This is a genomic window from Brevibacillus dissolubilis, assembly GCF_006170445.1.
In the GTDB taxonomy this organism is placed as follows: Bacteria; Bacillota; Bacilli; order Brevibacillales; family Brevibacillaceae; genus Brevibacillus_B; species Brevibacillus_B dissolubilis.
Genome location: NZ_VCNA01000004.1, coordinates 244283 through 270758, shown reverse-complemented (window position 1 = coordinate 270758; position 26476 = coordinate 244283). Strand labels below are relative to the sequence as shown.

22 protein-coding genes are annotated in these 26476 nt (G+C 48.9%); 16 read left to right on the top strand and 6 right to left on the bottom strand.

What is annotated here, in order from left to right; genetic code table 11:
• Positions 1–58 precede the first annotated feature (58 nt).
• The 13 genes from FGI41_RS10390 to FGI41_RS10330 all read left to right on the top strand — a co-directional run bounded on the left by FGI41_RS10390 (position 59) and on the right by FGI41_RS10330 (position 16846).
• The gene (locus FGI41_RS10390; RefSeq protein ID WP_176560211.1) at positions 59–3328 is read left to right on the top strand and encodes a helicase-related protein; all 3270 of its coding nucleotides are present in this window, start codon (positions 59–61) and stop codon (positions 3326–3328) included.
• 85 nt (positions 3329–3413) lie between these two features.
• Complete coding sequence (locus tag FGI41_RS10385) at positions 3414–3797, top strand: DUF6573 family protein (RefSeq protein ID WP_139490052.1); 384 nt, start codon at positions 3414–3416, stop codon at positions 3795–3797.
• A 51-nt stretch (positions 3798–3848) separates the two neighbouring features.
• On the top strand, positions 3849–5060 hold the full coding sequence (locus tag FGI41_RS10380; RefSeq protein ID WP_139490051.1) for a hypothetical protein: 1212 nt from the start codon (positions 3849–3851) through the stop codon (positions 5058–5060).
• A gap of 92 nt (positions 5061–5152) precedes the next feature.
• Positions 5153–5815 (top strand): hypothetical protein, encoded by a 663-nt coding sequence (locus FGI41_RS10375; RefSeq protein WP_139490050.1) that lies wholly within the window; start codon positions 5153–5155, stop codon positions 5813–5815.
• Positions 5773–6516, top strand: coding sequence for a PD-(D/E)XK nuclease family protein (locus FGI41_RS10370; protein ID WP_139490049.1), 744 nt, complete (start codon positions 5773–5775; stop codon positions 6514–6516). The genes FGI41_RS10375 and FGI41_RS10370 overlap by 43 nt, the downstream gene beginning before the upstream one ends.
• Before the next feature lie 3 nt (positions 6517–6519).
• Positions 6520–6891: a hypothetical protein gene (locus FGI41_RS10365; RefSeq protein WP_139490048.1), complete on the top strand. Its 372-nt coding sequence runs from the start codon at positions 6520–6522 to the stop codon at positions 6889–6891.
• Positions 6892–7087: 196 nt separating this feature from the next.
• Entirely contained in the window at positions 7088–7390 is a 303-nt protein-coding gene (locus FGI41_RS10360; RefSeq protein WP_255298416.1) for a DNA-entry nuclease, read from the top strand.
• A gap of 569 nt (positions 7391–7959) precedes the next feature.
• A complete protein-coding gene (locus tag FGI41_RS10355) occupies positions 7960–8586 on the top strand; it encodes a hypothetical protein (protein WP_139490047.1) in 627 nt (208 codons plus the stop codon).
• Positions 8587–8991: 405 nt separating this feature from the next.
• Positions 8992–9348, top strand: a complete 357-nt coding sequence (locus FGI41_RS25785; RefSeq protein WP_139490195.1) for a DUF6979 family protein — start codon at positions 8992–8994, stop codon at positions 9346–9348.
• 267 nt (positions 9349–9615) lie between these two features.
• Entirely contained in the window at positions 9616–11301 is a 1686-nt protein-coding gene (locus tag FGI41_RS10345) for a methyl-accepting chemotaxis protein (RefSeq protein WP_139490046.1), read from the top strand.
• A 177-nt stretch (positions 11302–11478) separates the two neighbouring features.
• Positions 11479–13371, top strand: coding sequence for a TerB N-terminal domain-containing protein (locus tag FGI41_RS10340; protein ID WP_176560210.1), 1893 nt, complete (start codon positions 11479–11481; stop codon positions 13369–13371).
• Positions 13368–14699 (top strand): ATP-binding protein, encoded by a 1332-nt coding sequence (locus FGI41_RS10335; protein ID WP_139490044.1) that lies wholly within the window; start codon positions 13368–13370, stop codon positions 14697–14699. The genes FGI41_RS10340 and FGI41_RS10335 overlap by 4 nt, the downstream gene beginning before the upstream one ends.
• Before the next feature lie 14 nt (positions 14700–14713).
• A complete protein-coding gene (locus FGI41_RS10330) occupies positions 14714–16846 on the top strand; it encodes a DEAD/DEAH box helicase (RefSeq protein ID WP_139490043.1) in 2133 nt (710 codons plus the stop codon).
• A gap of 52 nt (positions 16847–16898) precedes the next feature.
• On the opposite strand, the gene FGI41_RS10325 is transcribed toward FGI41_RS10330, so the two are convergent.
• Together FGI41_RS10325 and FGI41_RS10320 are read right to left on the bottom strand one after the other, a co-directional pair.
• Positions 16899–17651, bottom strand: coding sequence for an ABC transporter permease (locus FGI41_RS10325; protein WP_139490042.1), 753 nt, complete (start codon positions 17649–17651; stop codon positions 16899–16901).
• Positions 17642–18400 carry a phosphate ABC transporter ATP-binding protein gene (locus tag FGI41_RS10320; protein WP_218015225.1) on the bottom strand — a complete coding sequence of 253 codons (759 nt, stop codon included), beginning with the start codon at positions 18398–18400 and terminating at the stop codon, positions 17642–17644. Before FGI41_RS10320 ends, FGI41_RS10325 begins: the two co-directional genes overlap by 10 nt.
• Before the next feature lie 251 nt (positions 18401–18651).
• Here FGI41_RS10320 and FGI41_RS10315 point away from each other — a divergent pair, with 251 nt between their 5' ends.
• A complete protein-coding gene (locus FGI41_RS10315) occupies positions 18652–19584 on the top strand; it encodes a manganese-dependent inorganic pyrophosphatase (protein ID WP_139490041.1) in 933 nt (310 codons plus the stop codon).
• Positions 19585–19732: 148 nt separating this feature from the next.
• On the opposite strand, the gene FGI41_RS10310 is transcribed toward FGI41_RS10315, so the two are convergent.
• From FGI41_RS10310 to FGI41_RS10295, 4 genes are all read right to left on the bottom strand, one after another.
• Positions 19733–19954 (bottom strand): hypothetical protein, encoded by a 222-nt coding sequence (locus tag FGI41_RS10310; RefSeq protein ID WP_139490040.1) that lies wholly within the window; start codon positions 19952–19954, stop codon positions 19733–19735.
• Between the two features lie 179 nt (positions 19955–20133).
• A complete protein-coding gene (locus FGI41_RS10305) occupies positions 20134–21486 on the bottom strand; it encodes a helix-turn-helix domain-containing protein (RefSeq protein WP_176560209.1) in 1353 nt (450 codons plus the stop codon).
• Positions 21487–21827: 341 nt separating this feature from the next.
• Positions 21828–23129: a hypothetical protein gene (locus FGI41_RS10300; protein WP_139490038.1), complete on the bottom strand. Its 1302-nt coding sequence runs from the start codon at positions 23127–23129 to the stop codon at positions 21828–21830.
• 557 nt (positions 23130–23686) lie between these two features.
• On the bottom strand, positions 23687–24859 hold the full coding sequence (locus tag FGI41_RS10295; RefSeq protein WP_176560208.1) for a sensor histidine kinase: 1173 nt from the start codon (positions 24857–24859) through the stop codon (positions 23687–23689).
• A gap of 182 nt (positions 24860–25041) precedes the next feature.
• On the opposite strand from FGI41_RS10295, the gene FGI41_RS10290 reads away from it, so the two are divergent.
• The gene (locus tag FGI41_RS10290; RefSeq protein ID WP_139490036.1) at positions 25042–25641 is read left to right on the top strand and encodes a hypothetical protein; all 600 of its coding nucleotides are present in this window, start codon (positions 25042–25044) and stop codon (positions 25639–25641) included.
• A 106-nt stretch (positions 25642–25747) separates the two neighbouring features.
• Positions 25748–26350 carry a hypothetical protein gene (locus FGI41_RS10285; RefSeq protein ID WP_139490035.1) on the top strand — a complete coding sequence of 201 codons (603 nt, stop codon included), beginning with the start codon at positions 25748–25750 and terminating at the stop codon, positions 26348–26350.
• Positions 26351–26476 lie beyond the last annotated feature (126 nt).

The following is a 26476-nucleotide window of genomic DNA, read 5'->3' as shown; positions in this document are numbered from 1 at the left end:
CCCCGAAGGTATATTCTTCGGGGTGAGTACCCCGTTGATGTCCTTCGGGGCCATTACTATGAAGATTTATTTGGCCGCTAGTGACAGGTACTTTGAAGCGACATTGCATTTTGCTGTGGTAGAGACGGACGACCACAATAGGAAGCAACTAGTTGGAGCGTCTTATGTCGGCTTGGATACAAGCGTGAAGGCGATCAGCGCAGCTTTTCTTGAAGGTCGTGAACTGCATGTAGAAGGCCATGGACGATACCAGCGTTCGTTGCTTGATAAATATCGCCGCTTAGAAAAGCCGATTGGGTTAGGCGATGTGACGCATGGAATGATAGTCAACACCCGAGCTACCATAAACGGACTTTTGGAAGTTAAGAATGACAAAGACGCCTACATCTTTGCTATCGACGGGGATATGCGTAGAGCAATTGGTAAGCACGTGGCCCATCGTTTCGGGCTTCCGTCTGAATGGAGCTGGCGTTATGCCGATCTTTTACGTGGTTGTATGAAAAGGCTCCAGGTGATACGTAACCCAAGCTTTTCTATGTGGGAGCACCTTGAGGTTGTCAAGTTGACAGTCAACGAGAACGAGATGCTAGATATCGTGGAAACAGCAATCCGAAAAGGCGGACTTCCCATACCAGCATCCAAGGTCGAGGGTATGTATGTGCAAGGCATGAGCATGAACGAGTACCTTCGCACCAATGCAACCATTCTGGCCCAGAAGCTCAACGAAAAGCAACCACGCCATAGTCCAGACCAGCCGCTTGATCCGTCTATTGCAACGATGAAGCGTGTTCCTTTTCCCGCGCAGGCGCACATGATTCAAGGATTGGTCAATACGCTGACCTATGAATCCAGCGTGATCTGCTCAGGGGATATGGGAACAGGTAAAAGTATGATTGCCATCGGTGTCAGCAAGGTGATCCATGACCAGCGCCAACGGAACGGAGCGAAGCGGGGAACCGCTGTCTTGTTGTCTGCGCCAAGCATTACATTGCAGAAGTGGCGGAACAAGGAAATCCGCGGAACGGTGGACGCAGAAGTGGAGATTATTCGTACAACGGAAGACGCATTGGCTCTGCTACGTAGGGTACGGGCAGGTTATAAACCAGAGAGCCTTTCTTTTTGGCTCGTTGGAATTGATCGGGCCAAGCTGGAATCCGAACCGTACTTCGGGGGCAACTGGAAGCGGATCGCTGGCACTACCACATACGCTTGGCATTGCCCAGATTGTGGACGAGTACTGATGCGTTATGATAAAGACGCCGAGGAACATGTTCCCTTGGAATGGTCGGACTGTGCGGAAGGAATGCCGCCAAGTATGGAAGAGATCTGGCAGGCGTGCCGTGACCATCAGCTTTTGCCAAACGGACTACCCAAAGGGTTTGCAGTGAAGTGGAAACGAAGCAACCGGATTATGGTCTGCACGAATAACAAGCAGGTTATACCAACTATTGCAGAAAATGATCAGTGCTACAGTCAACTCTGGCGTCCAGCGCTCCGTTCCCGCAATGAGACCCGTAACAGACCGCGTGCCAACATCGCACGGATTTTTAAAAAGATGAAAAAGTTTTTCGACCTTGCCATCGTAGATGAGGTACATCAATGCAAAGCAGAAGGCTCTGGCCGGGGAGATGCGTTTCACCAGATTGTCCGCTCCGCTAAGAAAAACCTCCTGCTGACTGGAACACTGGTCAATGGCAAGTCCACCAGCGTCAAAGAAATCCTCTGGCGTACCGACCCCAAAGCATTGCTGGAACAAGGATTTAACCACACATCCGGTATGGTGTCCTGGGCCGAACGCTTCGGAAAGCTCAAACAAGTGATCACCTTCCGAGAAGAGGTAAACGACGTAGGGTGGGTTACCCGCCAAAGACGTGTTCCCCAACAACCTCGTGAACAGGCAGGAATCGCCCCGCAATTAACCGCCCAATTTTTACTCCACAAGGCAGGTTTCCTCGAATTGCCCGACTTAGGGCTTCCCCTTGTCTCCTTAAAAGAAATCCCTGTATTTATCGACTTTGACCCCGAACACGGCCTGAAATACGCCGGTTTTCATGAAGAATTAAAACAAGAGTGTAAAAGACGTTCCGTGCTTGGCAGTCAAGGAGCATGGTCACGCTTTATTCCAGCCACGACCAATTATGCGGATCGTCCCGATTTAGGTGCGAAGGTAGTGTTTGGAGCACCGAATGCGCCAGAAAAGGATGGTGTCGTGATCTCAGCTCCAGCTTTTCCTGCTGAACGGTTTCACGCAAAGGAACGGCAGCTTGTTCAGATCGTTAAAAAGGAATTGGCAGAAGGCAGAGGGGTTGTCATTTACAATTCCTACACTGATTGCTATGGGATGAATGAGCGAACCCGTGATGTACTACAGGCACATGGCATAGAAGCGACGATCTTGGATGAGCCGTCTCCAGAAAAACGGCAACAGCGTCTTGAAACGATGGCAGAACAGGGTGTAAAGGTGATCGTATGCAACATGAAACTGGTAGAGGTCGGATTGGACTTATTACCATGGCCGACGACCATCTACAATCAGCTGTCGTATGAAGTATCCACTGTTCGTCAAGCTGCCCGCCGCGCATGGCGCATTGGCCAGGAACGGGAATGCCGGGTCTATTATCTGGTCTATAACGGCAGCCAACAGATGGCTCAGTTCCTCACCATCATGTCCGCCCGTGGCCATGCCTTACTGGTTGAGGGAAGGCTGGATCGCAGCGAACTTGCCAAGTACGCCCGCGATTCTCAATCCGCTCTCGCGTCCGATCTGGCCGAATGTTTTGCTGACTCTGAAGTGGCTGACGCTTGGACGAAGTTGGCCGAAAAAGAGTTGGAAGATGTGGAGACGGTGGAAGAGGCTGACTTTAAGCAGGTGCTTCATACCAGGATCAAAGCTCTTGCCAATGAAACACGGAGACTATGTGGCTTGCCGCCGATGGTAGAGACGGAGGAGACGAGATCGGCTGTAACGGAAACATTCGCGGAAACAGCTTCGGAGCAGGTAATCGGGCTCGCAACCGTCAAGCCGTCTGGAGAAACGTCTTTGGAACGAACCGCAGTATCTCACAATGCCGTCAAAGCTGTTGGTGTTGGCACTCTTGGAAATGTGGAAACTGGCAAAGTCGTATACTTGCCGCAGCCTACCCGTACAGGAAAGGAAATGGAACGAGACCATCCTCATCGTGGAGCCGTCCACACAGCTTCCGGTAGCTCAACTTCCGAGAAACCAAAAACATACACCATCGACGTGTGGAAGGCAGAGGGGCAATCGAAGCGCAGAAAACAACGACAATTAGCCGAAGGTCAGCTTTCCTTCAATTTCGGCCTTTAGAAATCACAAGAGAGTTTCCAGAATTACAAGGAAGCTCTCTTTCTCATTTCTCTTAAAAACAACAAAAAGAAAGGCGGAATCCACAATGGATATCATTTTCCAATACACGCGTAAACAAGCAATTGAAGACGGAGTTCTGGTTGACGTAACCGAAATGGCAAAAGAGGCAGGTATCTCAGTTCCAACAGCCGTTACCAGCACGGTTTGGCACGATATCATCGTTCCAAGCCACAGCGACCGAGAGAATGGTCAGTCCGAAGATGGACGACTGTGGGATGTTCTCTGGATGCTTCATGTTGCCATTGCAATGGGAATCAATCGGGAGGCAGGTTGCACGTCATCTACGATCTATTATTCTCTCCTCGTACATCGCAACGGGGTAGAAGGTAAGGTTATCTTAAAAGCCCAATGCCATCCGGGAGATAACTTGGAACCAGTGATTACGATCATGATGCCAAATGAAGACTAAACCACCCGTAAAAAAATCCCTTTAAAACATAAGCAGAGAGGAGCGATCCTTATGAACACCCTTATGACCCGAGATCAAGCTGTTCTCATGGAAAAAGTAATCGTCACAGGTGATCTGTCAGGACTCTCAGCCGAAGAGCGAATCCGCTACTACAAAGCCGTATGTGACGGCATCGGCCTTAATCCGCTGACCAAACCTTTTGACTACATCCGCCTTGATGGTAAGTTGGTACTCTATGCGAAACGGGATGCGACCGACCAGTTGCGCCGTCTGCATGGAATCAGCATCACGATCATTGGACGGGAGCGCTTGGGCGACATCTACGCCGTTACGGCCCGGGCCATCAGCAAAGACGGACGAACCGACGAAGCCGTTGGAGCCGTGGCGATCAGCACACTCAAAGGAAAAGATCTCGCCAACGCCCTCATGAAAGCCGAAACCAAAGCCAAGCGCCGTGTCACACTATCCATCGCCGGACTTGGATTGCTGGATGAAACCGAGATTGAAGACATAGACGACAGACGAAAAGTCATGGGAGAAGCAACCGTATCCCGCCCAGATAACGTCGTCCCGCTTCATCTCGTTCCACAAACTCCGCAGGAAGCCACGTATAAAACCCCACCGAAATCGGACAAGTCGGTACATCAAACCGACCAAGCTCCGCTTCAAACTTCCCTCAATTGTATCCAAAACCATTCACACCCATCCAACCCCCAATCACTAACGACAACTGTAGAGCAACCATCCCAATCCTATAGCGAACATTGGATTGAAGGAACTGTCATTCACGTAGAAGGAGCGCCGTTTATGGTCAACAACCAAGCCTGCTTCGTTATGATGCTCGATTCAGGCGAAAGAGTATTGTTTCCCGACACGCATCCTGTTATTGAATACCTGGACCGTATGGAAGGGAAAGCCTTTCAGTTTTTGGTTCGGGATTATAACGAATACAAAGCACTCTGCGGCTCGATCAGCGCGGTACGCAGCGTAAAAGTGTCACCGGAAAAAGAAGACGTATCCAGTGATCATAAAGCTGAAACGGAAAAACCATATCTCCTTCAATCCTATGAGGAAGGAGAACGCCCGAACGGTGAACCTTGGGCCAAGATCACTGTGCTAAACCGAAGTACTCAGCAAACTTCCGTGGTTTTAGCAGTGGGTGACATTCAAATGAGAGAGGCAAGAAAAATCAAAAAGGGTGTTCCATTCCAGATGGAGACGGAAGAGGAGAACTTCTTTACCTTCCTGACATCCGTATCCTGATCTCGTCTAAGCCTAATCTAACACATTCAAACAGCCGTCTGCTCCTGCATGGGGCAGGCGGTTTTCATTAAACAAATAAGGGAGGGTGTTCTATGCTTCCTGATATTATCCAACTCGCTGAGAAGAATCAGCTTGTGTTCGCCCCACGTCAAACTGGAAAAGAAGTCCGATGCAAATGCCCATTTTGCCGAAGCGACGAAGGGAGAAAGGATAAGTATTTTCTCTCCATCAACCCGCAGAAGCAGGTCTTTAAATGCTGGTTTTGCCATGAATCGGGCGGTGTTTGTCGTCTGGAAGCGTTACTTACAGGAGTACCAGAGTCACAAGTGATAGATAAATACAAAACTCGAAGCATAACCGAACGTCGTCTCTATCATCCCGCTGAAAAGTTGACAGCAAGACAACTGGCTCAGATTGGTTTTGTCTCTAAGACTCCGCTTTTCCTCTTGAAACAAAGAGACCGTGGCTACTATCAACGTACATGTCAATGGATTTGGCAGGAATGGCAGGAGTACATTGAGTCACAGCGATATCAAGCCTTTCGCACATACCTGGTGGGGGTGTACAGCGGGAAGCTACAAAAGGCGGTGGCACACATTAGGGAACAAGAACGCAAGGTCGGTGTGGAACTCTTGAGAAATGTGCTACGCATCTACGCTTCCCCGACATGGCCAGCTTGGGCAAAAGAAGCGCAGCACTTCGCTCTTGAACTATGTCGCTCCACCATCACGCCACCATTGCCGATGAACGCATGATCCACTCCTACACCAGCCTGAGCATCTATGCGTCTTGCCCGTACCGCTACTATCTGAGGTACTACCTGCGTAAAAAGGAGCCGATCACGCAACCACTTGCCCTGGGCAAAGCTGTGCATAAGGCAATTCAAACGATGATTGAAACAGACAGCACATTAGAAGAAGCGATCCACGCTGGATTGATCGAAGCAGATTTTTACCCGCTAAACCGTATGGAGATAGAGTGGCTGGTGCTCAACGCTTCTGCTCAGCCAGGCATGGGCGAGACGGAAGTTTATTTCTGCCTGCTGCTAAGTGATAAACCAGACAGCCCGCAGTTACAGGGGTACATCGACCTTGTTGGAGACGGCTGGTTGATTGATTGGAAAACAAACCGCGATCCGTCTACCGCAATCAACACGATGCAAATGCCATTGTACGCATGGGCTCTGTTACAGATGAAGCCGCTGATCGCAATCCAAGCCACACTGTACTTTCTCCGCTACAAGTATGCTGCCTCCAAGACCTACACCAAGGCTTCGGTAGAACCAGCACGCATATGGGCATACAACACCGCACTGACCATAGAAAAGAAATTCTGCTTACTGGATAAACAGATCGAAAAGTCACACATTCTCTTCCCGGCGAAACCCTCCGCTACCTGCAAGCACTGTGGATTCGCCTGGGAATGTTATCGAAACCATCAGATGAAGGGGGCATAACCAATGGCTGTTGCGATTCAAGAATTGAAAAAGAAACAAGCCGAACAACTAGCCAAAGAAATCTGGCGAGCCGAAGCGGCACTCAAACAAATGAAGGAACAGATGAAAGCCTATGTCCGGGAACTAGGTCCCATTGAGGTAGACAGCCATGTGTGGGATTTTTACCCGCGAACGGAGTGGCAGTTCACCCCGGACAACCTGCATCAATTGGCGATGGATGCTTTTTTAGAAGTAGGGGTAACGCCCTGGGCGATCCTCAAACCATCTACATCGGATTTGAAAAAGCTCACCAACTGGAGTGAAGATAAGCTGGCTCTTTACGGGGAGAAAGTGGAGACGAGCAAAGTCTTCGATGGGAGAAAGAAGAAGGCATGAAAAGGAGGCTGAGAAGATGAACGGAAAGCAGCGTTTTTTAATCAGGCTCGTGAAGAAGGGGGGTTATTGCACCCTTGTTGGTATTTTGCTGTTGGGAGCGGAGAGATTTGGAAAGCTGGAACTTCTCAAGCTGTACACACATGATCATCTTCGTAGACTAATCGCGGTAGCAGGGGCGTTAGGGAGGTGATTCCATATGGAGATGAATCCAAATGAAATCGTTCATGGGGAAGAAGCTTTTGTGGAGATCGAACATGACGAGGGAATTGAGTATGATGAACAGGGGAGAATGAAATACCATCCTGAGTTTCACCCCAACCACGGTAAGCGTTTCTCCATAGAAGAGTTGGAATATATGTGTAAGTTTTATGAGTATGATTCCGTTCGGACGATGGCTCTTGCTCTGGGAAGGACCGAGGCTACCATTGCATCAAAAGTTCGGGAGTTACGTCAGGCAGGTAAGTTTGAGTATTATAAGAATTTGAATATGTTTTGGTGAGATTTAGGATCGGGGCATGGCGCGTTTTGCGTCATGCTTTTTTTGTGCCTGATTGCCTGACTTGCTTCTGCCCACAAACTGACCACATCTTGACCACATTTTGACCACGGAATAGGGAAAAACATAAAAATTAGACGGAACCAAACAACATATGAAAGTGGCAAAAACCGCGCTACAAAGCCTTTTTCACCACTAAGCGAAACCAGTGGAAACATACCGCATCAAATTGACAGGGTGGGGGTCGCTGGTTCGAACCCAGTCCGGATCACCATACATAAGACGATGATGCGCGATTTACACGAATGTGTAGGTCGCGCTTTTTGATTTGGAGAGGAATTACAAAAGAATTGTTAACGGATTACGAGTCTCCCTGCCATTATTTTAATATACCAATAGGTGAATTGTGTTTGATATATTAACGTAGCTAATAAATCGTAGGGAGGTTCACCTTGAGAAAGCTCATTTCTATTATGACAGCATTTATCCTGTGTGTATCCTTGTCATTTGGTATGAATATCTCCTCCACTTATGCGGCCGACAAAGTCATCCCTGATTCTCAGTAGCAAGGTATGAATTGGGAGCAAGTTGTTAAAATAAAGAAAAACAGGTACATCGTCGATCAGAAGAAGGCCCAGTATATAGGGTTGTCTCAAGATGAAATCTACCGCATTTCAAGTGAAGTGGCCCAACATAATCAACTGATACAAGAAATTGAATGGTTGTCGCCGCATATGAAATTTGAAAATGGAAACCTGAACTTTGATGCAAAGAAGGCTCGACAAAGTGGATTACCGGAAAAACTAATTAATCAGACAGTCAGCGATTTACAAAAAATAAAAGGGCATATCCAATCTTCCGATAGCTTTTCCATTATGGTGGTGAAACCAAGCTGTAGTGGTTCTAATAAGACGATTTCCAGATGGTATGGAAAAGATGTTTATATGGATTCATGTAAAGCTAATAAACTTTCCGCCTTAATCGGCGGAGGTGCAACTGCTGCGAGCGTAGGGGCAGCAATTACTGCATTTGCGATTCCGGGATTGCAAGTACCTGCTACGATTACAAGTTTTGTTTTTGCTATCATGGCTATTGGTTCAAATGCGATTTCTTACGCAAATGCAGAAGGGTGTGGGGTAATATTCCGTTACACGTACGGAGGTTCATTGCCTTTTTGGGTTAGTTCACAATGCGGTTAGGTATATACTGAGAAGGGAACGTGTTAACGATGGATGTGTTCGATTGGACAAAATGGTTCCCCGTAGTCGTATTTCTTTTTATTTTGGTGCCGTTTCTCTTTCCGATAGGGTCTCTGCAGAACATGTCAGCACAAAGACGGCGTTATCTATTCGGTTCGCTTCTGATCGGTAGTGTTTATCCACTTGTATCGGCATGGGGCGGGGGTCCAACCACGCTAATGGCGTTTGTTTTGAGTATAGTGGGCATTATTCTGATGTTTCTTACTTTCATGTTTACGGTTAGAGGTAGAATGATACCTGCTCTCATGGGGGGATCTTTGATTATATTGACAGCATATGTAATGATATTGTTGGTATAAAACAGATCAGACACAGCGCAATCAGCGTTGTGTCTTTTTTGCACTTATCAACAACGCCAAGACCCCCACAGAAGCATGGTCCATAGCAGCCACCGACATATTCGGCCACGGAACCAGCTCCCAAAAGAAAGGCTGCCCCAAAAACGCATTCCTGGGACTTTGTGAAGAAGGACTAGTAACTAACATTCATCCAGGCAGCTACTGCAAGTCTCAAAAAAATAAAGCCTACGCGTTACGCATCATCGAAGCGATCCAAAACCATCCCGATCTTCTACTCGATAAAAAAGACTTATGGCAATATGCCACGAACGGCAGTGGAATCGTACATAACCACCAGATCGATGTCGTACTCTCCCTCTGGAACCATAACCTACTGACATTGCCACAGAAACAATCTTCCTGAATCCCCGTTGTTGATATTCTTGTTCAACCTCCCAGACCCAATCGATTACTTACACAGTCTAGATCCCCAACTAGCGGCGGACGGGTGAGTAACACGTAGGCAACCTGTCCGTAAGATCGGTTCTAATCTCAAAACGGGGCTTTTCTCCAACCTACTAAGTATCTTTACCTTAAATGTTTCGTCCAACTTAATTCCGGTAACTTATATAGAAATAACGCAACACCACCACACCAACACCACAGCCACGACGAGAGGACGAATCCCTGGATGAAGATTAGAGGAAAAGTGATCCTGACCATTGGAATTATGCTAGCCATCATTCTCGGTCTTACGTCTAACAATCTGTTTTTTACCAACAAAATAAGGGCGACATACCAAGAGATCATCAAGGGTCAAGAAATCGCCTACCTGATGAAAGCCATTCAGTTCCGGATCACTGGTATTTCCAACGATGAGCGGGCCTATCTGCTACAAGGGGACAGCCAGTTTACGGACGAGATAAAAGAGAAAGCGAATGAGGTCAACGGTTATTTTGCTGAATTAACGGCCATGATCGAGGATCCCACACAGAAAGACCGCATTGCAGCGATGAAAGAGGAATTCGACACCTTCCTAAAAGCTAGTGAGCATGCCCGCCAATCCTATCAAGCGGGGAAGCGGGAAGAGGCGGTCTCTTTGCATTTTGGCGAAGAACGGTCGGCCCGAAAAGCTTTGGATGAAGATGTGAAAGGATATATAGAAGAGCTAGAACAGAAACATGTAAGCGATTTAACGGCACAGGCTTCTGCTGAGAGTATGATGACCGCACTTGAATGGGTGATTACCGGTGTAGCCGTTGTCTTAGGCGTATGCATCGGTGTGTGGCTCTACCGTTCGATTGCAAGACCGATCCAACAGGTGAATCTCCAGATGAAAGAGATTGCCGAAGGGGAAGGAGACCTGACAAAAGAGCTGCAGGTGAAGACGCAAGACGAGGTGGGGGAGCTGAGCCAGTCGTTCAACCAGATGCTTGCCAACCTGCGTAACTTGATCCTGCAGGTACGATCCAATGCTGAGCAGGTAGCGGCTTCCGCAGAAGAGCTGACAGCGAGCGCCGAACAGACCTCCAAGGCGACAGAGCAGATCGCGGACCGTATCCAGGATATGGCCCAGGGAACCGAGCAGCAGGTGGACAGTGTGGAGAGAGGGTCTAGGACGATAAGTGAGCTTTTCTCCACTGTTGAGCGGATGGCCGACCATGCCGAGACGACTTCGGCAACCGCCCTGCAAGCGGCACAGATGGCACATACGGGCAATGAAGGAATGCAGACAGCTGTGGTACAGGTCGGAACGGTGAATCAGACGATGAACCATCTGACAGACGTGGTCAAAGGGCTGGGGGTGCGCTCACAAGAGATTGGACAGATTGTCGATGTCATCTCTGGGATCGCGGCGCAGACCAATCTGCTGGCGCTTAATGCAGCGATTGAGGCGGCACGGGCAGGCGAACAAGGCCGCGGCTTCTCAGTCGTAGCCGATGAGGTGCGCAAGCTGGCCGAACAGTCTTCCCAATCCGCAAGCCAGATCGCTAGGCAGATTGCGGCGATCCAGCAAGAGACCGCGGATGCGGTGACGACGATGGAGTCCGGAAAGCAGGAAGTTACCGAGAGTATTGAGCTCGTTACATCTACCGGTGAGATTTTTGCCAAGATTGAGCGTTCTGTGCAAGCCGTGGCTGAGCAGATTCGGGAGGTATCCACAGGTTCCCGCCACATGGCAGAAGGCATGGCACAAGTCGTTGGAGCGATTGACCAGATTGCTGCGACAACCAGCTCGACCGCATCTGGCTCCGGTGAGGTAACGGCCGCCACTGAAGAGCAATTGGCAACGATGGAGGAAGTCACGGCATCTGCTGTGGCATTGTCCGATATGGCAGATGAACTGCAACAGATGATCGGCAGATTCAAAGTATAAATCCAACCACCGAAATCTTCCGCTGGAACGTCTTTGGCGAACCTGGCGGAAGCTTTTTATTTTCTAACTGTCATATTGTGAATTACATGAAAACATTGGATAATAATAGCAGTCAAAAATTATTTTATTAGGCTAGGGTGGTTTGATATGTCATTTATTGAAAAATGGATGAATTCCATGAAAAAGGATCCAAGCAGCTCCGATCAAGCCTCGTCATTCCATACATATGAACAAACCCATGATACAGCCAAACCAGAAAGCACCACGAAGCAGATCGCGCAAGATACGGGTCCGTCTCACGCGGTCTCCAGCCTGTTTGCCGCTTACACATCCAGTGGGACAGCCTCAGCAGAAGCAGCCCCTGCAACAGAGCCGAAACCAGCTTCCTCCTCCAGGGGATTATTCGATGGTTTTCTGTCACAAGAGGATGGATCGGGTCGTAATGATGATACCCTGACAGATTCTATCTTTTACGATGAAGCCGCCATTATCCTCCCGAAATATGCCCACATGAAAACTCCATTTGCCATTTTGGATGATATAGAGGAGATCGTCCGTCCGAAAAAGCGCAAATCGAGCGAATACGGATCACCCATCATCGTCAGCTCCAACTACCCCAAGTTTGTCAAAGACTCGGTCCGTTTTTCCCAAGAAAAAGGGGAGAAGCCAAGTGCTCCAATCCCTCTGCAAGCTTACTGGACGACTTTTGACCGTCTGGATACCAGACAGAAGAGCTGGTACTTTTATTGGCGGGGTCAGGCACTGCGTGGTAACTACCTTGAGACTGACCTAAGCTACCTGATTCTCTTTACATACGAACTGCTCAATTTTTCTTTTAACAGCAGTGCTGCCTTCAATGTCAGCATGCTGGTCAGACTGCATGACTACTACAAGGATCGGCTGCGCGGAGCAGGCGGCTATCTGAAGGATTGGATCTATGACCTGCTGCTGGAGCTGGATGAAGAAGCGCTCGCTCATGAATGGATGTCAGGCGGGGGCAGTGAGGTCAACAGCTTCTACCAGACCTTTTTGGAAAAAGAAGAGCAGCTCAACTCCATCTCCATCACACTCTGGAAACCGTATCTGCGCAAAACGAGAGAGACGGAATTTTTCTGGGGCAATAAAACGAAGATTTATAAGGTATTCAAGGAGAGTCTGCCCTTGTTGAAGCAGGAGCTTGAGCAGTCAGGAATCCGGCTTGCTGACAGATGGTTTATCGAAGTGAAGCGCCAGGAGCACAGAGCATTGTTCCGCGGTGCCGTGATGGGCAGAACGGCTCGAAAAAAGGAAATCTTTTGGAATACGATTGTCTACCAGCCTACGGAAGCGATGCAGGACGATCTGACCAACCTGCTCCGTCTGGCGGAAAATGTGACACGTCTCATGATCGGGGAGAAACGCCAGATCAAGGTGGACTATGACCAACTCCCAGAAGGGTTCAAGGAGAAGCTGATCGACCACTTCAATCCGATTAAAGAGGGAAAGACCCCGGTGTCGGCATCGAGGGGCCGTTTTGTCAACGTACAGAAAAAATCTCCTGTGATGGCGGGCAGCCCGATTCCACCAAGAGACGATGAAGAACCCGCAGAGGCGAAGAACCACCCAAACTTTTCGCTTGATATGGAACGGGTAGAGAGATTGCAAAAAGAAAGCGGAGAATTGCAGTCCTTGTTCGAACAAAGAGAGCAAATGGAACAAATCGATCAAATCGAAAGCGTTCACACACACGAGCCAAAGACTCCCGAAGCAGGTTTAGCCGCCTACGATTTCTCAGCCTTTTTCGCCCCGACACGTAACGACAAGCAGGATACCGATCGCTTCTTGCAGGCATTAGCTCCACTTGAGATCAAGTTCCTATTGGGTTTCACAGACTATGAGCGGCCGCTCACTGAAGCCAATCAATGGCTCAAGAGCCAGGGTGCCTTGCCTGGTATGTTTATCAACAGTTTAAATGAAAAGGCCATGGAAGCACTCGGGGATAATCTGATTGATACATCGGCAGAGCTATACGAGATTTACGAAGAGCACGAAGTCATCCTAGACAAAATCAAAGCAGGTGCAGACCGATGAACATCAAACGGAAAGATTCAACGGCAATTCTACAGTCGCTCGCAGGCGGAGTCGTTCCGAGCAGAGGGCTGGAATATATCATGGTGGGCAGAGCCGAAGAAGCCAGGCAGATTCTCACCGATCTCGAACATGTCAAAAAAGGCGCTTCCATCATCAAGCTGTTCATCGGCCCATTTGGCAGCGGCAAAAGCTTCATCCAAGCGTTGATCCAACAGATTGCGTTTAAAGAAAAGTTCGTGGTGACCAAGGCAGACTTTACTCCCGAGCGCCGTCTGTACGGTACGGACGGCAAGGCGGTGGCTATTTATACCGAGCTGATGAAAAACATGTCCATCTCCACGATGCCAGAGGGCAATGCACTGCCTACCATTCTCGATAAGTGGATCAGTGAGGTACAGGCCAAGGTGGTAGAGGAGCATGACTACGGCTCTGTTGCCTTTGACGATCCGAATTTTATCCGGGATGTGGAAAAAGAGATTACCAAGACCGTCTCCCGCATGGATGAGCTGACAGGGGGCTATGATTTTGCCAGAGTCCTGACCCAGTACTTCCATGGCTTCGTCCATGATCAGACGCAGCTGCAACGTGCTGCCTTGCGCTGGCTTCGCGGGGAGTATACCTCTAAGACAGAAGCGAGAGCAGATCTGGGCGTACGGGAGATCATCCACGACAGCAACTACTATGAATACATCAAAGTCATGTCCCAGTTCGTCAAACAGGTGGGCTATGCGGGGCTGGTGGTCAATTTTGACGAGGCGATCAACCTGTATAAGATCACACATGCCCTCACCCGTGAAAAGAATTACGAGACCATCCTCAAAATCTTTAATGATACGCTTCAGGGCAATCTGGATGGACTGTACATCACGCTTGGCGGCACACCGGAGTTTTTGGAGGATGAACGAAGAGGACTGTTCAGCTATGGGGCGTTAAAAAGGCGCCTGGAGTCCAATCCCTATGAGACCAAACAGTTCCGTGACCTCACCCAGCCGGTGATCAAGCTGACACCGCTCAAGAACGAAGAGACCTTTGTCCTGCTCCAAAAAATCCAAGACGTACACGCCGCCCACCACGATTATCCAAAAACCATATCTAATGAAGAGATCATCCGTTTTATCCAAACGATGCAGGCTCGTCCCGGTGCCGAAGATCATCTTACGGTTGGAGATATCGTCCGCCGTTTTATTGATGTGCTAAATGTCTTGTATCAACATCCAGACTATGACCGTACCGGGATTTTCGGCTCATCCTCGTCCCACACGTCTAACGAACAGGCTCCGCCTGCGGCGAATCCGCTTGCCTCCCGTTTTCAAAGGGCCAGTCTGTAGGAGGGAGATGACCGATGAACCCCTTTTCCTTACTCTCCAAGCCTATGCAAAAGAAAATATGGGACATGAAGTGGGAGCAGTTCACGCCGATCCAAGAACAGGCGATTCCCGCGATCATCCAAACCAAAAAGCATATGGTCATCTCATCCGCGACTGCTTCTGGTAAAACAGAAGCAGCTTTTTTACCCCTGTTGACCCTGATTGAGAACACGGGTGAGACGGCGCTCAAGGTCTTATATATCTCCCCGCTGAAAGCTCTGATCAACAATCAATTCGAACGAATCGAGAAGCTATGCGAGCATATCCGAGTGCCGCTTCACCGTTGGCATGGGGACGTGGGCCAGCATCAAAAGAAGAAGTTCATCCAAGCTCCGACAGGCATCCTACAGATTACTCCAGAGTCGATCGAGAGCCTGTTCATTAACCGAACCGAGTTTTTACGTGCGGTATTTACCGAGGTAGAGTTTATCGTGATTGATGAGATTCATACGTTTTTGGATACAGAACGCGGCGTTCAGTTGCGCTCGTTGATCTCTCGTCTAGCTGCCTATAGCAAGGTGCCCCCAAGAATCATTGGTCTGTCCGCCACGGTGGACAACTTCGCCTTCGTCAAGTCGTGGATCGATCCATTTGATCAGGAGAATGTCGAGATTATCGAAGCGGCCGGCAGTGGGAAAGACCTGCATTTTCACCTGATGCATCTCGGAGCAGACGAGACGGGGAAGAAGCCAATCGAGCTGTTCACCGATATCCGTGAGCTGACTCGCAACAGCTCGTCTATTATCTTTTGCAACAGCAGAGGAGAGGTAGAGGAGATGACGGTCATGCTCAACCGCTTGGCGATGCGGGAACATGTCGGGGAAACCTACTACGCCCACCACTCCTCCATCGACAAAAAAGAGCGGGAATATGTGGAGAAGACACTGGCTAGTGCCACTACGCCCAAAAGTGTAGCAGCGACAAGTTCGCTGGAGTTGGGCATTGATATCGGCGAGATTGAACTGGTGATCCAAGTAGACAGCACCTTCACGGTCTCATCCCTCAAGCAGCGGCTCGGACGCTCTGGGCGAAAGCAGGAGACCGATCAATACCTGCAGCTCTATACCACCACGAACGATCAGCTGCTACAGGCGCTGGCTGTCATGGAGCTGTTATTGGAGAAGTGGATCGAACCAGCGAGAGGCTATCCGGTCCCCTACGATGTGCTTTTTCACCAGATTATCTCCATCTGCCAAGAGACCAATGGCATCGATCGGGAGAGCCTGCTTGATCGGTTGGGCAAACATCCTATATTCCATAGCCTACGCCTCTATGACATGCACACACTCATCATGCACATGGTAGAAAAGGAGATACTCGAAGTCGTCCGAGGCAGCCAAGAGCTGATCGTCGGCCTTGAGGGAGAGCGAATCCTGCGCAGCAAGGAATTCTATTCTGTCTTCATGACCAATGATGAATATGAGGTCTACGATGGCATCAAGAAAATCGGGCAGCTGGATAAAGAGGCGATGCTGTCCGAGGGAGATAACATCATCCTCGCCGGGAAGCTCTGGACGATCCAATCCATCGACGTGAAGAAAAGCAAGATCTTCGTCAGCCAAGCGGTCAACGCCAAACCTCCGCGCTATATGGGGGGAGCCGGCAAATTACATAAGCGCATCCCGGAAAAGATCATGGAAATACTCTGTTCATCCGAGCCCATCGCGTATGCCAACGAAGAAGCGCAAGATGTCCTGCGTGTCTTGCGTAAGCCCTATCAGCTCTATGAGATTAGCGCCCTTCAGCGGGTCATCTGGAAAAACAGGAACACATACAGGTTCGATACGTTCACGGGTACTACTATCGCAAGGACACTAGTATGGATGCTGCGTGCGATGGGGCTATCGGTCGCGAAGCCGGACGCATTTGGCCGCATCGAGATCGAAGGGGATGTGGATCTGCTGGGAATCCTGCGTGCCATGAAGGAGCGGGAGTGGGACGAAGCCGAGCTGCTGGAGCATACGCTAGAGGAGGAGTGGTTTCTGTCCAAGTACGCTGATGATCTGCCGAATGATCTGTGGGTGAGTATGCATATTCATCACGAGGTGGATGTGGCGGGGGTCAAAGAGTTTCTGGGGCAGTATGAGGTGATATTGATTTCGATTTAATATGAGTAAAAATAGTAAGAGCCGCCCAAATCAAGGCGGCTTTCTTGCATTACTATTCCCGCAACTGCAATTCTTTGGTAAAAAACTCCCGATAACTCAAAAATGCCGAGCAAAAGATCGAAATCGCTGCCGACCCAATAATCACATACTCGATCAACATCTGATACTTCACCGCGGCAAGCGGATTAATCCCGGCAAAAATCATCCCAGACATCGAGCCGGGCAGAGTCACAATCCCCACCGTCAGCGCCCGGTTAAGGGTCGGGATGAACGACGCACGAATCGCCGTCCGAACCAGCTCCTCTGTGGCTTCCTTGGCTGACGCCCCCAGGCAGAGTGCCGCTTCAATCTGCTGCTTTTGCGAACGAATCTCGCCTTTTAACCGGTCCATCATCACGTTGACCCCGTTCATACTGTTGCTGATGATCATACTGACCACCGGAATGATCGTATAAGCCTTCAGTTCAATCACCTGACCAAGCAGAATGATCCCAAGCGTCAGAAAAATCCCGGCCGAAATACTGATAAACGTAATCCAAAAAGCACGCCGAACCATACTCTCCCGTCTGCTGACCGTATAGGCCCCGTACACAACCATCCCTACCAGTATGAAAAAAATCACCAGCGGATGCTCCGCATTCAATACATACGTCAAGACATATCCCATCAAGAGAAGCTGGAAAAACACCCGAACCGACACATTGGCCAGCTCCAGCGTGATCCCCAGCCGCAGATAGCGGGCGATGGCGATGACTGCGACCACGACGAGAGAAGACAACCCCACACCCCAATAGCTTACTTCCATTCCGCACCCTCCTCCGCCATAAAAGCAGCCAAAAACTGTTTCGTTTCCTCCTGCTCGGGATGAGAGAAAAACCGCTCCGTCTCCACATATTCCACCAACCTGCCATTCATCAGCAGGGCGATCCGGTCGGCGACCCGCTTGGCGGTGTGCATACTGTGCGTCACCAGAATGATGGTTTTCCCCAGTTGATCGCGGATCAGCAGGATCAAATCCTCGATAATCCGAGCCGACTGCGGGTCCAGAGCGGAGGTGATCTCATCGAGCAATAGTACCTCCGGGTCATTCGCGAGCGTCCGCGCGATGGATACACGCTGCTGCTGTCCGATCGAGAGAGACAGTGCCTCGCGTGTCAATAACTGCTCATCTAAGCCGACCAGCCGGATCAGTTCCCGTGCTCTTTTCTGCTGATCTGCCGGCGAAGCCCCTTTTAATCGGAGGCCATAAGAGATATTTTCCCAGACGGTCAGGTCAAACAGAGAAGGGGTCTGCAGCACCATCCCGACCCTTCTGCGCAGCTCCTGTGGAGGCAGGTCAAAAATCGAGCGGTCATCTATCCACACATGTCCCGAGCTAAGCTCTCCCAACCGATTGATGCAGCGAAGCAGGGTAGATTTCCCCGAGCCAGACGGACCCAGCAGGCAGACAATCTCTTGTTTTTGTATTTCCAGAGTGATTTCCGCAAAGATCGAAGCGGTCGAATCCCCGCTTTTTCTTTGGAATGACGCTTTTTCCAGCCGAATCTTGGACAATGTTCTTCCTCCCTGAAGGCACAACCAACCCTTATGTATTTCTTATATGGTATAAAGTCATAAATTCATTATATACAAAAATTTCATCCGATGATGTCTAAACAACCAATCATTGGAACCACTCCAGTAAAATGCAACACCTAAAAACTGCTAGATTTCACTGGATTTTTCTCCGTGTTTTTTGGTTGGGATTATCTCTGATTGTATGGTATAATTTTCACGCTAATACTTAACAAAAAGGAGTCATAACCATGGCAAAAGCATTTATCTTCGGACACAAAAACCCTGACACCGATTCCATTTGTTCTGCACTTGTATATGCTGACCTCAAAACCAAATTGGGTCAAGACGTAGAGCCAATCCGCCTCGGCGAAGTAAGCAACGAAACCCAATTCGTGCTCGACTACTTCCAAGTGAGTGCACCACGCCTCGTGGAGAAAGTGGCTGCTGAAGTGAAAGAAGTCATCCTCGTTGACCACAACGAGCGCCAACAAAGCGCAGATGACATCGACCAAGTCACTGTAACGGAAGTAATCGACCACCACCGTATTGCCAATTTTGAGACAAGTGGCCCTCTGTACTACCGTGCTGAGCCTGTAGGCTGCACCACCACCATCCTCAACAAAATGTACAAAGAAAAAGGCGTGGAAGTGACCAAAGAAATCGCAGGTCTCATGCTGTCTGCGATCATCTCTGACACTCTCCTGCTCAAATCCCCAACCTGCACCGATGAAGACGTAGCAGCAGCGCGTGAACTGGCTGAAATCGCTGGTGTGGAACTCGAAGTATATGGTCTGAATATGCTCAAAGCAGGTGCAGACCTGAGCGACAAAACCATCCCACAACTGATCTCCCTTGACTCCAAAGAATTCCAAATGGGTAACTCCAAAGTAGAAATCGCGCAAGTCAACGCAGTTGATGTCAATGACGTTCTTTCCCGCCAAGCAGAGCTAGAAGATGCGCTCACCAACATCATCAACGAGAAGGGTCTCGACCTCTTCCTCTTCGTGGTAACCGACATCATCAACAATGATTCTGTGGGGATCGCGCTTGGTAGTGCAGCACATGCTGTGGAAAAAGCGTACAACGTATCCTTGGTGGATAACAAAGCAGTACTCGCAGGCGTTGTTTCCCGTAAGAAACAAATCGTTCCTGTGTTGACCGATACCTTCAACAGCCTGTAAGAGAATCACCTCTTTTGGGCCAACTATAAAAAATGAGCTTCCGGCCATGATGCTGGAGGCTCATTTTTTCATGTTCAAGCCAAAAAGCCACAACCCTGTTATCACTTCACAGGTTGCAGCTCATATCTATTACCTATTTGCTATTTTTCTATGAAACAATTTGGTAGGCGCAACCAACTGAATGCAACAGCATCTGGAGCTTGCCTCCGTGTTCCTGTCTGACTAACAGATAGATTTCATCTTTGCGCTCTGTCCCAAGAAGCTTATAGGGAAACGTGAGCTGAATTCCGCGTAGCTTTTCCGTCGAGCTCAAAGCGAAGGTGACATGATCGGGTGGAGCGACTGGCCGGATGGAATGTGACATATTCATTTGTTCAAACCCCCAAGGTCGAATCTTTCGTATCTCTATATAGACTGATTGTAACAAATGTTTCGCGAATTCTTCAACTTAAGGAGCAGGAGAAACTTTTTATGTATCATACTAGACGAATGTACTAGTACCTTTTCATCATTGCCCTTCGACCTTCCTATTTTGTAAAATGTTCCTGTTCAGTTTGAGTAGCGTGTCCCTTTTTCTTGGAGGACAGAGGGGCACGCACTGATTGTTTCAGGGATGCATTCTGATGTTTGGGAGACTTGTGAGAGCATCCGAAGCATATATTCACTGTGTTTGGTCAGTACTTCCACATCACCGAGACGTTTGGCGAAGTGGAGGAGGGAAGCAGTGTCCTGCATGGCTAAGTCCAGCTCCCTCGTACGGAAGTAGTATGTCGCTCTGGCTTGTAGGAAGCGGATGCAGTCTCTGCTCCAGGCAAAGGTTTCCGATTGGCACATCGTCTCCGCTTTTTTATCAAATTCGGTCAGGAGCAGCTTCGCCTGATCCAGCATATCTAAATGCAAATAGGCCCAAATCCCCAGTGGCAGCATCGTGAAGAGCTCTTCATCTGTCTGACACCATTCCCGGTACTGGTCCACATACTCGATCTGTCCGTTACGGACCAGGGTGGCTAAGGTACCGCCTTCTGCCAGTCGGGCATAGGCAGGAGAGATTTCCGCGCATCTCGTGAGGGAGGTGAGGGCTTCCTCTTTTTGCCCCATCTCCCGTTCTGCTGTCGCTTTATTCAAAAGAGCTTCCCCCAGGTACTCATCTTTCCCCTTTTCCAATCCAAGTGCTTCCAATTCCTCAGCATACCGCTTCAGCTTCGGCCAATTTCCCCGCAGTTGATAATAGGCCAGCACTTCCTGGTAGGCTTCCAAGCGCAAGTTGGACTCAACGATCCGGCCACGGTCATCTTCTGCCTGATAGTGTTCTGGCAACAGGTGCAGATACTCGACCAGCCGGTGCAGTGCCTCTACGCCCAATCTGCGGAAATTCTGCTCACGCACGATCAGGAAACGGTGAAAATAACAGATGGCAAGCCGTTCGCCCCGCTTCGTCTCCAAGTCGATCACCCTGTCATAGTAGGGGAGAGCGAGTGGGCGCAGCGAGGAATGATAGATCGTCTCGGCGATGTCGAGCAGGATGTTCATAATACGCTGAACATCCTCATCTTCAAGCAGAATTTGCAGCAGATGGCTGATGACGACGTGCTTGTCCAGCTTCAGACAACGAAGCACGAACCGTCCAATTTTACCGGGCCGCAGGCGACCAGCTTCATTGCAGCATTCCGCCACATAATATTTGTACCAAAAACCCTTTGGCAGCTCAAAGGCACTAGTGATCGCGTCCAGCTGATAGAGCTGTAGTGCCTGTTTGTTGTTTAGCAGGTTACTGATCGTCACAGGCTCAAGACCAGTCGCAGCGGCCAGGTGTTTCCGTTTCCAACCTCGTTCAGCAAGCATATCTTGCAATCGTTGCCGAAGCTCGATCCGGATGGGGTGGGGGTCATACGTTTGCAGCACTCCCATTCACCTCTTCTTTTTAAGCATGTAATTTTCATGTAAATGATTAACTACTTTACTAAATTACTTGCATTTTCTCGGAATTGACCCCTATGAAAAAATAGAAAATAGTATAAATTCTCCGATTGTCGCGGAAATGTTAAAAAAAGAAAGCACTCAACATTGTTGAGTGCTTGTGGAATATCCACATTAGTTATATAATTGATGTGAAAACAAGTGAAGCGTAACAGAAAGGGAACAACAAGGGCTTCATCCGTCAGCGCCAACTGACGGACTGGGATGAGCAATCGGCTGAGATCGACACATCCCATTTGATCAAGCCCCTGTGTTTTGGTTACAGACTAGTAACCGATGCCGAAATCTTCCCATCTGATTGTGCCTACAGTAACAACCAGAGCAGCAACAAATGTAAATACTTTTGCTTTCATATCCATATCACCTCCTTCTAATAGTCTGTCTATGAATCTCTTCGATTGTTCCGAGGTGGCACAATCAGAATATTTGAGGTAGAGGGCATTTACTTGTTTCATCATCAGAAAATCTTGCACCTCATCGGCCAGCTGCAGGGCGGTCAGAATAGATTCCATCGCTTCTGCCTGTTGGTTCACCTCAAAATGATAGAGAGATTTAAAATAGTAAAAATACAGGTAATACTTTTGCTGCAGAGGACTCGTCAGATTCTTGACCGGCTGCAGGATGGGGGCAACCGTGGATATGTATCTGCCCAATTCTTCCGTCTTATTATGTTTCCATAAGTAAAGCATGATCGGCTTAAACGAGCCCTCAATTTCTTTACTGCGGATGGCATAGCTGATTAAGTCATTAATATACTCTTGTTTGCCCATATTAACCAGGTAGATGAGCTTGTTGCCGCGGGCAAACTCTCTGAATTCATCGTTGATCTCGGCGTATTGGTCACAGATCACGACCGCTTCCTCAAAGCGGGCCTGTTCGTTGAGCGCACCGCCTTTGAGCACGAGGGCATACCCGTACATACTGTCATCGTGTCCGTATGCGGTTTCACGGAGCAGGTCTGCATACAGCTCCATCTTGATCCAGTCACTCATCACGTGATAGTGTCGGGCGAGAGTCAGATAGGCGACCATTCTGGTTTCGCGGGTAGGCAGATGGGGAAGGAACCGCTCCAAATCAATGGCAGGTTCAATCGCTCTATGGAATTCGCGGCGTACGATCTGAAAATAGCGAAGATAGCTGACCGATAAGTGATCCGCCAACAGGTTGGTCTCAATCAAGCGGATCCGCTCATACAGCGAAAGTGCAACTTCATAGTGCTGGGTTGCGAATAACTCTTCTGCAATCTCAAAGACGACTTTGAGGTGTTTTTTGCTTTCTTCCAGCAGTGCGTCCAGAAGCGACTGAGCCAACTCCAACACCCCCGCCTGATAGCAATGGAGGATGAATTCCTTGCACCGTTCAATCCGGAAACGCTGGGTCTCCTCATTGTAGCATTCTCCAACATAACTCTCGTAAAGACAAGCATGAGGTAAACCAAGTGCCTCGGTAATACAATCTAGCTGCGCCAGCTTAATGGATTGTTTGTTATGCAAGAACTTGCTCATCGCAGATGGCTTCATCTCAACCCGCTCAGCAAGTGTCTTTGCGATGAGGCCGGCTTGTCCCATTGCCTCCAAGACTTGCGAGCGCAGATCTATCCTCATTTTGTGATAATCATACACTCCTGTTTCCTCACCTTGTTCAAATTGCGTTCGGTTTACATTTTATCACATCCTTTTATTTTCGTGAATAAAAGAGTAACGAATAAGATCAGAAAATGAAGAATTTTGTCTAAAAGGCATCCGAAACGGGTGCTTTTTTTTCTTTTTTTATCCTAAATAGGTGTGGTATAACTTCTTTAACGGTTATTGCATACTGATTTCGAAGCTGGCAGAGTGCTGGGGCAGGTACAAGTGGGACACAGACGGGGAGACCGGTGATTTATCGGGGAGAGAAGAAATACGAAGCGAAGGAGCAGACGATAAGCCCAATTCCGGACACACAAAACAGCAGGGCGCCATAGAAGACGACGCCTTGCTGGTGAAGCGGCTAGGTGAATGCTTGGGATATTTGCCCGCGATTGGTGTGGAGACGATTGCTTGATCCCGAACTGGTCAGTGTACCGCATCCGCATCGTAAACCGGGCGTACTGGAGCGATTGCACACTGTTCGGGCAGGCTCGGCTTTAGGCCTTGTCCTGACCGACGGCTTCTAGCTGGAGCTTGACTTCCACACAGGTGCCGATGTTCTCTGTCGATACCAGTTCGATTGTGCCGCCCATCTCGTCGACCAGCTTTTTGCAGACGGATAAACCGATGCCAGTACCTTTTTCCTTCGTTGTGTAAAAGGGCTCAAAGAGATGCAGCATGCGCTTAGGGGAGATCCCGCAGCCGTTATCGATAATCTGGATGGTTACGGATTTTCCGGTAGGATCTTGGCAGGTGTTGACCATCACCTGACCGCCGATCGGGACGGCATCCACCGCATTTTTGATCAGATTCAGTGCGATTTGCTCGATGTAGGAGGGGACTCCGCGGATCCAGTAGCTGTCTGCATCGAAGTGAAACTGCAGCAGGACATCTTTTTCAATGACAAAATGTTTGGTCAATTCATGGATGCGGTTGAGAACTGTTCGAAGCTCCAGAGGATGAAGCTGGTTCTCCACATCCTCGTTTTTGCGGGCGAGGATGAGAAAGTTGGAGACGACACCTTCGACGGTTTTGACCTCATCCAGACAGATATTCAGGTAGCGCAGAAAGGCCTCGGGGTCTGTCTGGCCGCGTTCGATGTTTTGTTTCATCAGCTGCAGGAAACCTTGAAAAGATGTAAGCGGGTTGCGGATCTCATGAGCCATTCCGGCAGCCATCTGACCCATCACTTGAATCTTTTGCTGATGGAGATGGTTCATCTGCTCATTTTTTTCCGTGAGATAGCCGACCACATAGCTTTTTTGCCGGATGCTGAGCAGTTCATTGAGACGCTTGATGATCAGCCCGTTCACCTGATGGTCCGGCTCATGGGCGAGACATTCGAGCACATAATGCAGGAGCTTCAACCTTGAGTGGTGGTTGATCTCGAGGATCGTATGCAAGGTAGACCAGGTCTTGCGGCCAAAGTATTTGCCGCGCTGGTAGGTATCCTCCTCTGTCTCTGCTTTAGCCAGAGCGAAGCCGGCTTCATCGAGGAAGACCGCGTTAAACAGAAAAACCAGATTATTCCGAAAACGATTGGAAACATCCTCGATATCAGGCTTTGTCCCGTCAAATTTTCGTAAAAGCGTTATATGGTGTTCCAGTAGGACGGGAATAATGGACAGCAGGTGGGGGAGAAGCTTTTTCTTGGATTGAGTCAGGTTCATGTGCCGATACTCCTCCATATCGTGTATAATCTTCCATTATTATAGCAGAGTTATAAACGTGTTAACAAAAAGCTTACAAATTACATGCAAAAAAAGTTTGCATTTAATTAACAAATCAGTTACTTTTAAAAAGTGTAAAAAATTACATCAATCAATTTTTTTTGTAAGGAGAGTTTGGAATTATGAATTTCATCAAGAAATCTTTTTCAGCCCTCGTAGCAGCGGCATCACTCTTCACTGTTCTTGTACCTAGCGCACAAGTTTCTGCTGCGCCGCAAAGCACGGTTGCAACTGATGCGACCTACAGCTGGAATCTCTACAGCAGCTACATGGACTATATTCCAACAGGTGCCCGCTATACTTACAAAACCTGCTCCTCTGTTAACACCGCTGTCACCAACTACTATGGTGTAGCCAACAGCTCCGCTAATCTTCTTCGCAACTTCCCTGTAAGCGGCAAAAACGTACGTCTTGAGTACGGCTATTGCACTGGTTACGGTATGACTCATATCCTCGCGCGCCACGTGCCAGAATACTTCAACGGCAGCATCACCAGCACCCAGTCCCTCTATAATCCAGGCACGAGCTTCGCTACTCTTGAAAACGCGATGTCTAACACGATCAGCTCCAACGCTACCACTGTGTCTTCTTCCGGCTTCACAAGCACGGGTACTGCCGTATACGGTTATGTGAGCGGCGGTTCTGTTAAGCTGATCATCAAAGGCGGTAAAGTCATCACCATGTATCCGAACGGTTGGGGCCTGGGCTACGACCTGCGCTAATCAATCGATTGACCTTGTATATCTCATGGGTAAAGCAGGAAAGCTTCGCTGTGTGCAGGCTTTCCTGTTTTTTTGTTTTGTGAAAAACGGGGAGAGGTGTGAAGGGATGAATTCTGTGGTACGGGTACAATCTTATTTTCTCAAGCCGGATGCGGTGATGCATGATCAAGGTGATGTCGTGCAGCATCCAGAACGGTATGTGATTGGATTGCACGAGCGTGAAGCGATTGGTGCAAAAATCGATAAAACCCATCCGGTCTACCCCGGCACCATTGTGATTACAGACGGGTACGGCCAATCGGCACTAGGTTACCGGTACTGGGACAGTCTTGATATGTACTGGGCGAATCTGGTAGGGATAATGGAGACACTGTGCGGGGTCGGTCATACTCCTGTCGAAGCCACTTTCACCTATCAACCGGCAGGGTTTGGCCTGAAGGTGTGGGGGACGGAGAGCGAGAGTGAAAGTGAAAATACCAGTGCCAATGCAAAAGAACAGTTGGTTCTCTATGTAAAGGGTGGAGATGGTCAGATTCAGGCAGAGTGGAGCTTCCCCAAGCGTGAGTGCCTGCTCGCGCTGACAGAGGGTGCAAGTGCGTTTTTTCATCTGATGAAAGAGCTGGGTTTTGGATTATTTGAGGGGGAATATGAGGAATGGGAGAGAAGAATAGAGCGGATTAGGGAGGCTGTCTTGCAGGAGGGATGCTGACAATGAAAAGAGTAAGCCCACGTCAATGACTTCCCGCTAAAAACTCCTTACTTCGGTAAATGGTCATATGACTATTCTGTCAGATATAGTGATGGTACATGAATTCCACCTAAAAAATAAACGAGA

What these genes read in the sequence shown, in the direction of transcription:
- FGI41_RS10375 (WP_139490050.1), top strand. Translation starts at nt 5,153, where the DNA reads ATGCTTCCTGATATTATCCAACTCGCTGAGAAGAATCAGCTTGTGTTC.
- FGI41_RS10390 (WP_176560211.1), top strand. Translation starts at nt 59, where the DNA reads ATGAAGATTTATTTGGCCGCTAGTGACAGGTACTTTGAAGCGACATTG.
- FGI41_RS10360 (WP_255298416.1), top strand. Translation starts at nt 7,088, where the DNA reads ATGGAGATGAATCCAAATGAAATCGTTCATGGGGAAGAAGCTTTTGTG.
- FGI41_RS10300 (WP_139490038.1), bottom strand. Translation starts at nt 23,129, where the DNA reads ATGGGACAAGCCGGCCTCATCGCAAAGACACTTGCTGAGCGGGTTGAG.
- FGI41_RS10290 (WP_139490036.1), top strand. Translation starts at nt 25,042, where the DNA reads ATGAATTTCATCAAGAAATCTTTTTCAGCCCTCGTAGCAGCGGCATCA.
- FGI41_RS10285 (WP_139490035.1), top strand. Translation starts at nt 25,748, where the DNA reads ATGAATTCTGTGGTACGGGTACAATCTTATTTTCTCAAGCCGGATGCG.
- FGI41_RS10310 (WP_139490040.1), bottom strand. Translation starts at nt 19,954, where the DNA reads ATGAATATGTCACATTCCATCCGGCCAGTCGCTCCACCCGATCATGTC.
- FGI41_RS10365 (WP_139490048.1), top strand. Translation starts at nt 6,520, where the DNA reads ATGGCTGTTGCGATTCAAGAATTGAAAAAGAAACAAGCCGAACAACTA.
- FGI41_RS10355 (WP_139490047.1), top strand. Translation starts at nt 7,960, where the DNA reads ATGAATTGGGAGCAAGTTGTTAAAATAAAGAAAAACAGGTACATCGTC.
- FGI41_RS10330 (WP_139490043.1), top strand. Translation starts at nt 14,714, where the DNA reads ATGAACCCCTTTTCCTTACTCTCCAAGCCTATGCAAAAGAAAATATGG.
- FGI41_RS10325 (WP_139490042.1), bottom strand. Translation starts at nt 17,651, where the DNA reads ATGGAAGTAAGCTATTGGGGTGTGGGGTTGTCTTCTCTCGTCGTGGTC.
- FGI41_RS10340 (WP_176560210.1), top strand. Translation starts at nt 11,479, where the DNA reads ATGAAAAAGGATCCAAGCAGCTCCGATCAAGCCTCGTCATTCCATACA.
- FGI41_RS10345 (WP_139490046.1), top strand. Translation starts at nt 9,616, where the DNA reads ATGAAGATTAGAGGAAAAGTGATCCTGACCATTGGAATTATGCTAGCC.
- FGI41_RS10335 (WP_139490044.1), top strand. Translation starts at nt 13,368, where the DNA reads ATGAACATCAAACGGAAAGATTCAACGGCAATTCTACAGTCGCTCGCA.
- FGI41_RS10385 (WP_139490052.1), top strand. Translation starts at nt 3,414, where the DNA reads ATGGATATCATTTTCCAATACACGCGTAAACAAGCAATTGAAGACGGA.
- FGI41_RS10315 (WP_139490041.1), top strand. Translation starts at nt 18,652, where the DNA reads ATGGCAAAAGCATTTATCTTCGGACACAAAAACCCTGACACCGATTCC.
- FGI41_RS10370 (WP_139490049.1), top strand. Translation starts at nt 5,773, where the DNA reads ATGTCGCTCCACCATCACGCCACCATTGCCGATGAACGCATGATCCAC.
- FGI41_RS10380 (WP_139490051.1), top strand. Translation starts at nt 3,849, where the DNA reads ATGAACACCCTTATGACCCGAGATCAAGCTGTTCTCATGGAAAAAGTA.
- FGI41_RS10295 (WP_176560208.1), bottom strand. Translation starts at nt 24,859, where the DNA reads ATGAACCTGACTCAATCCAAGAAAAAGCTTCTCCCCCACCTGCTGTCC.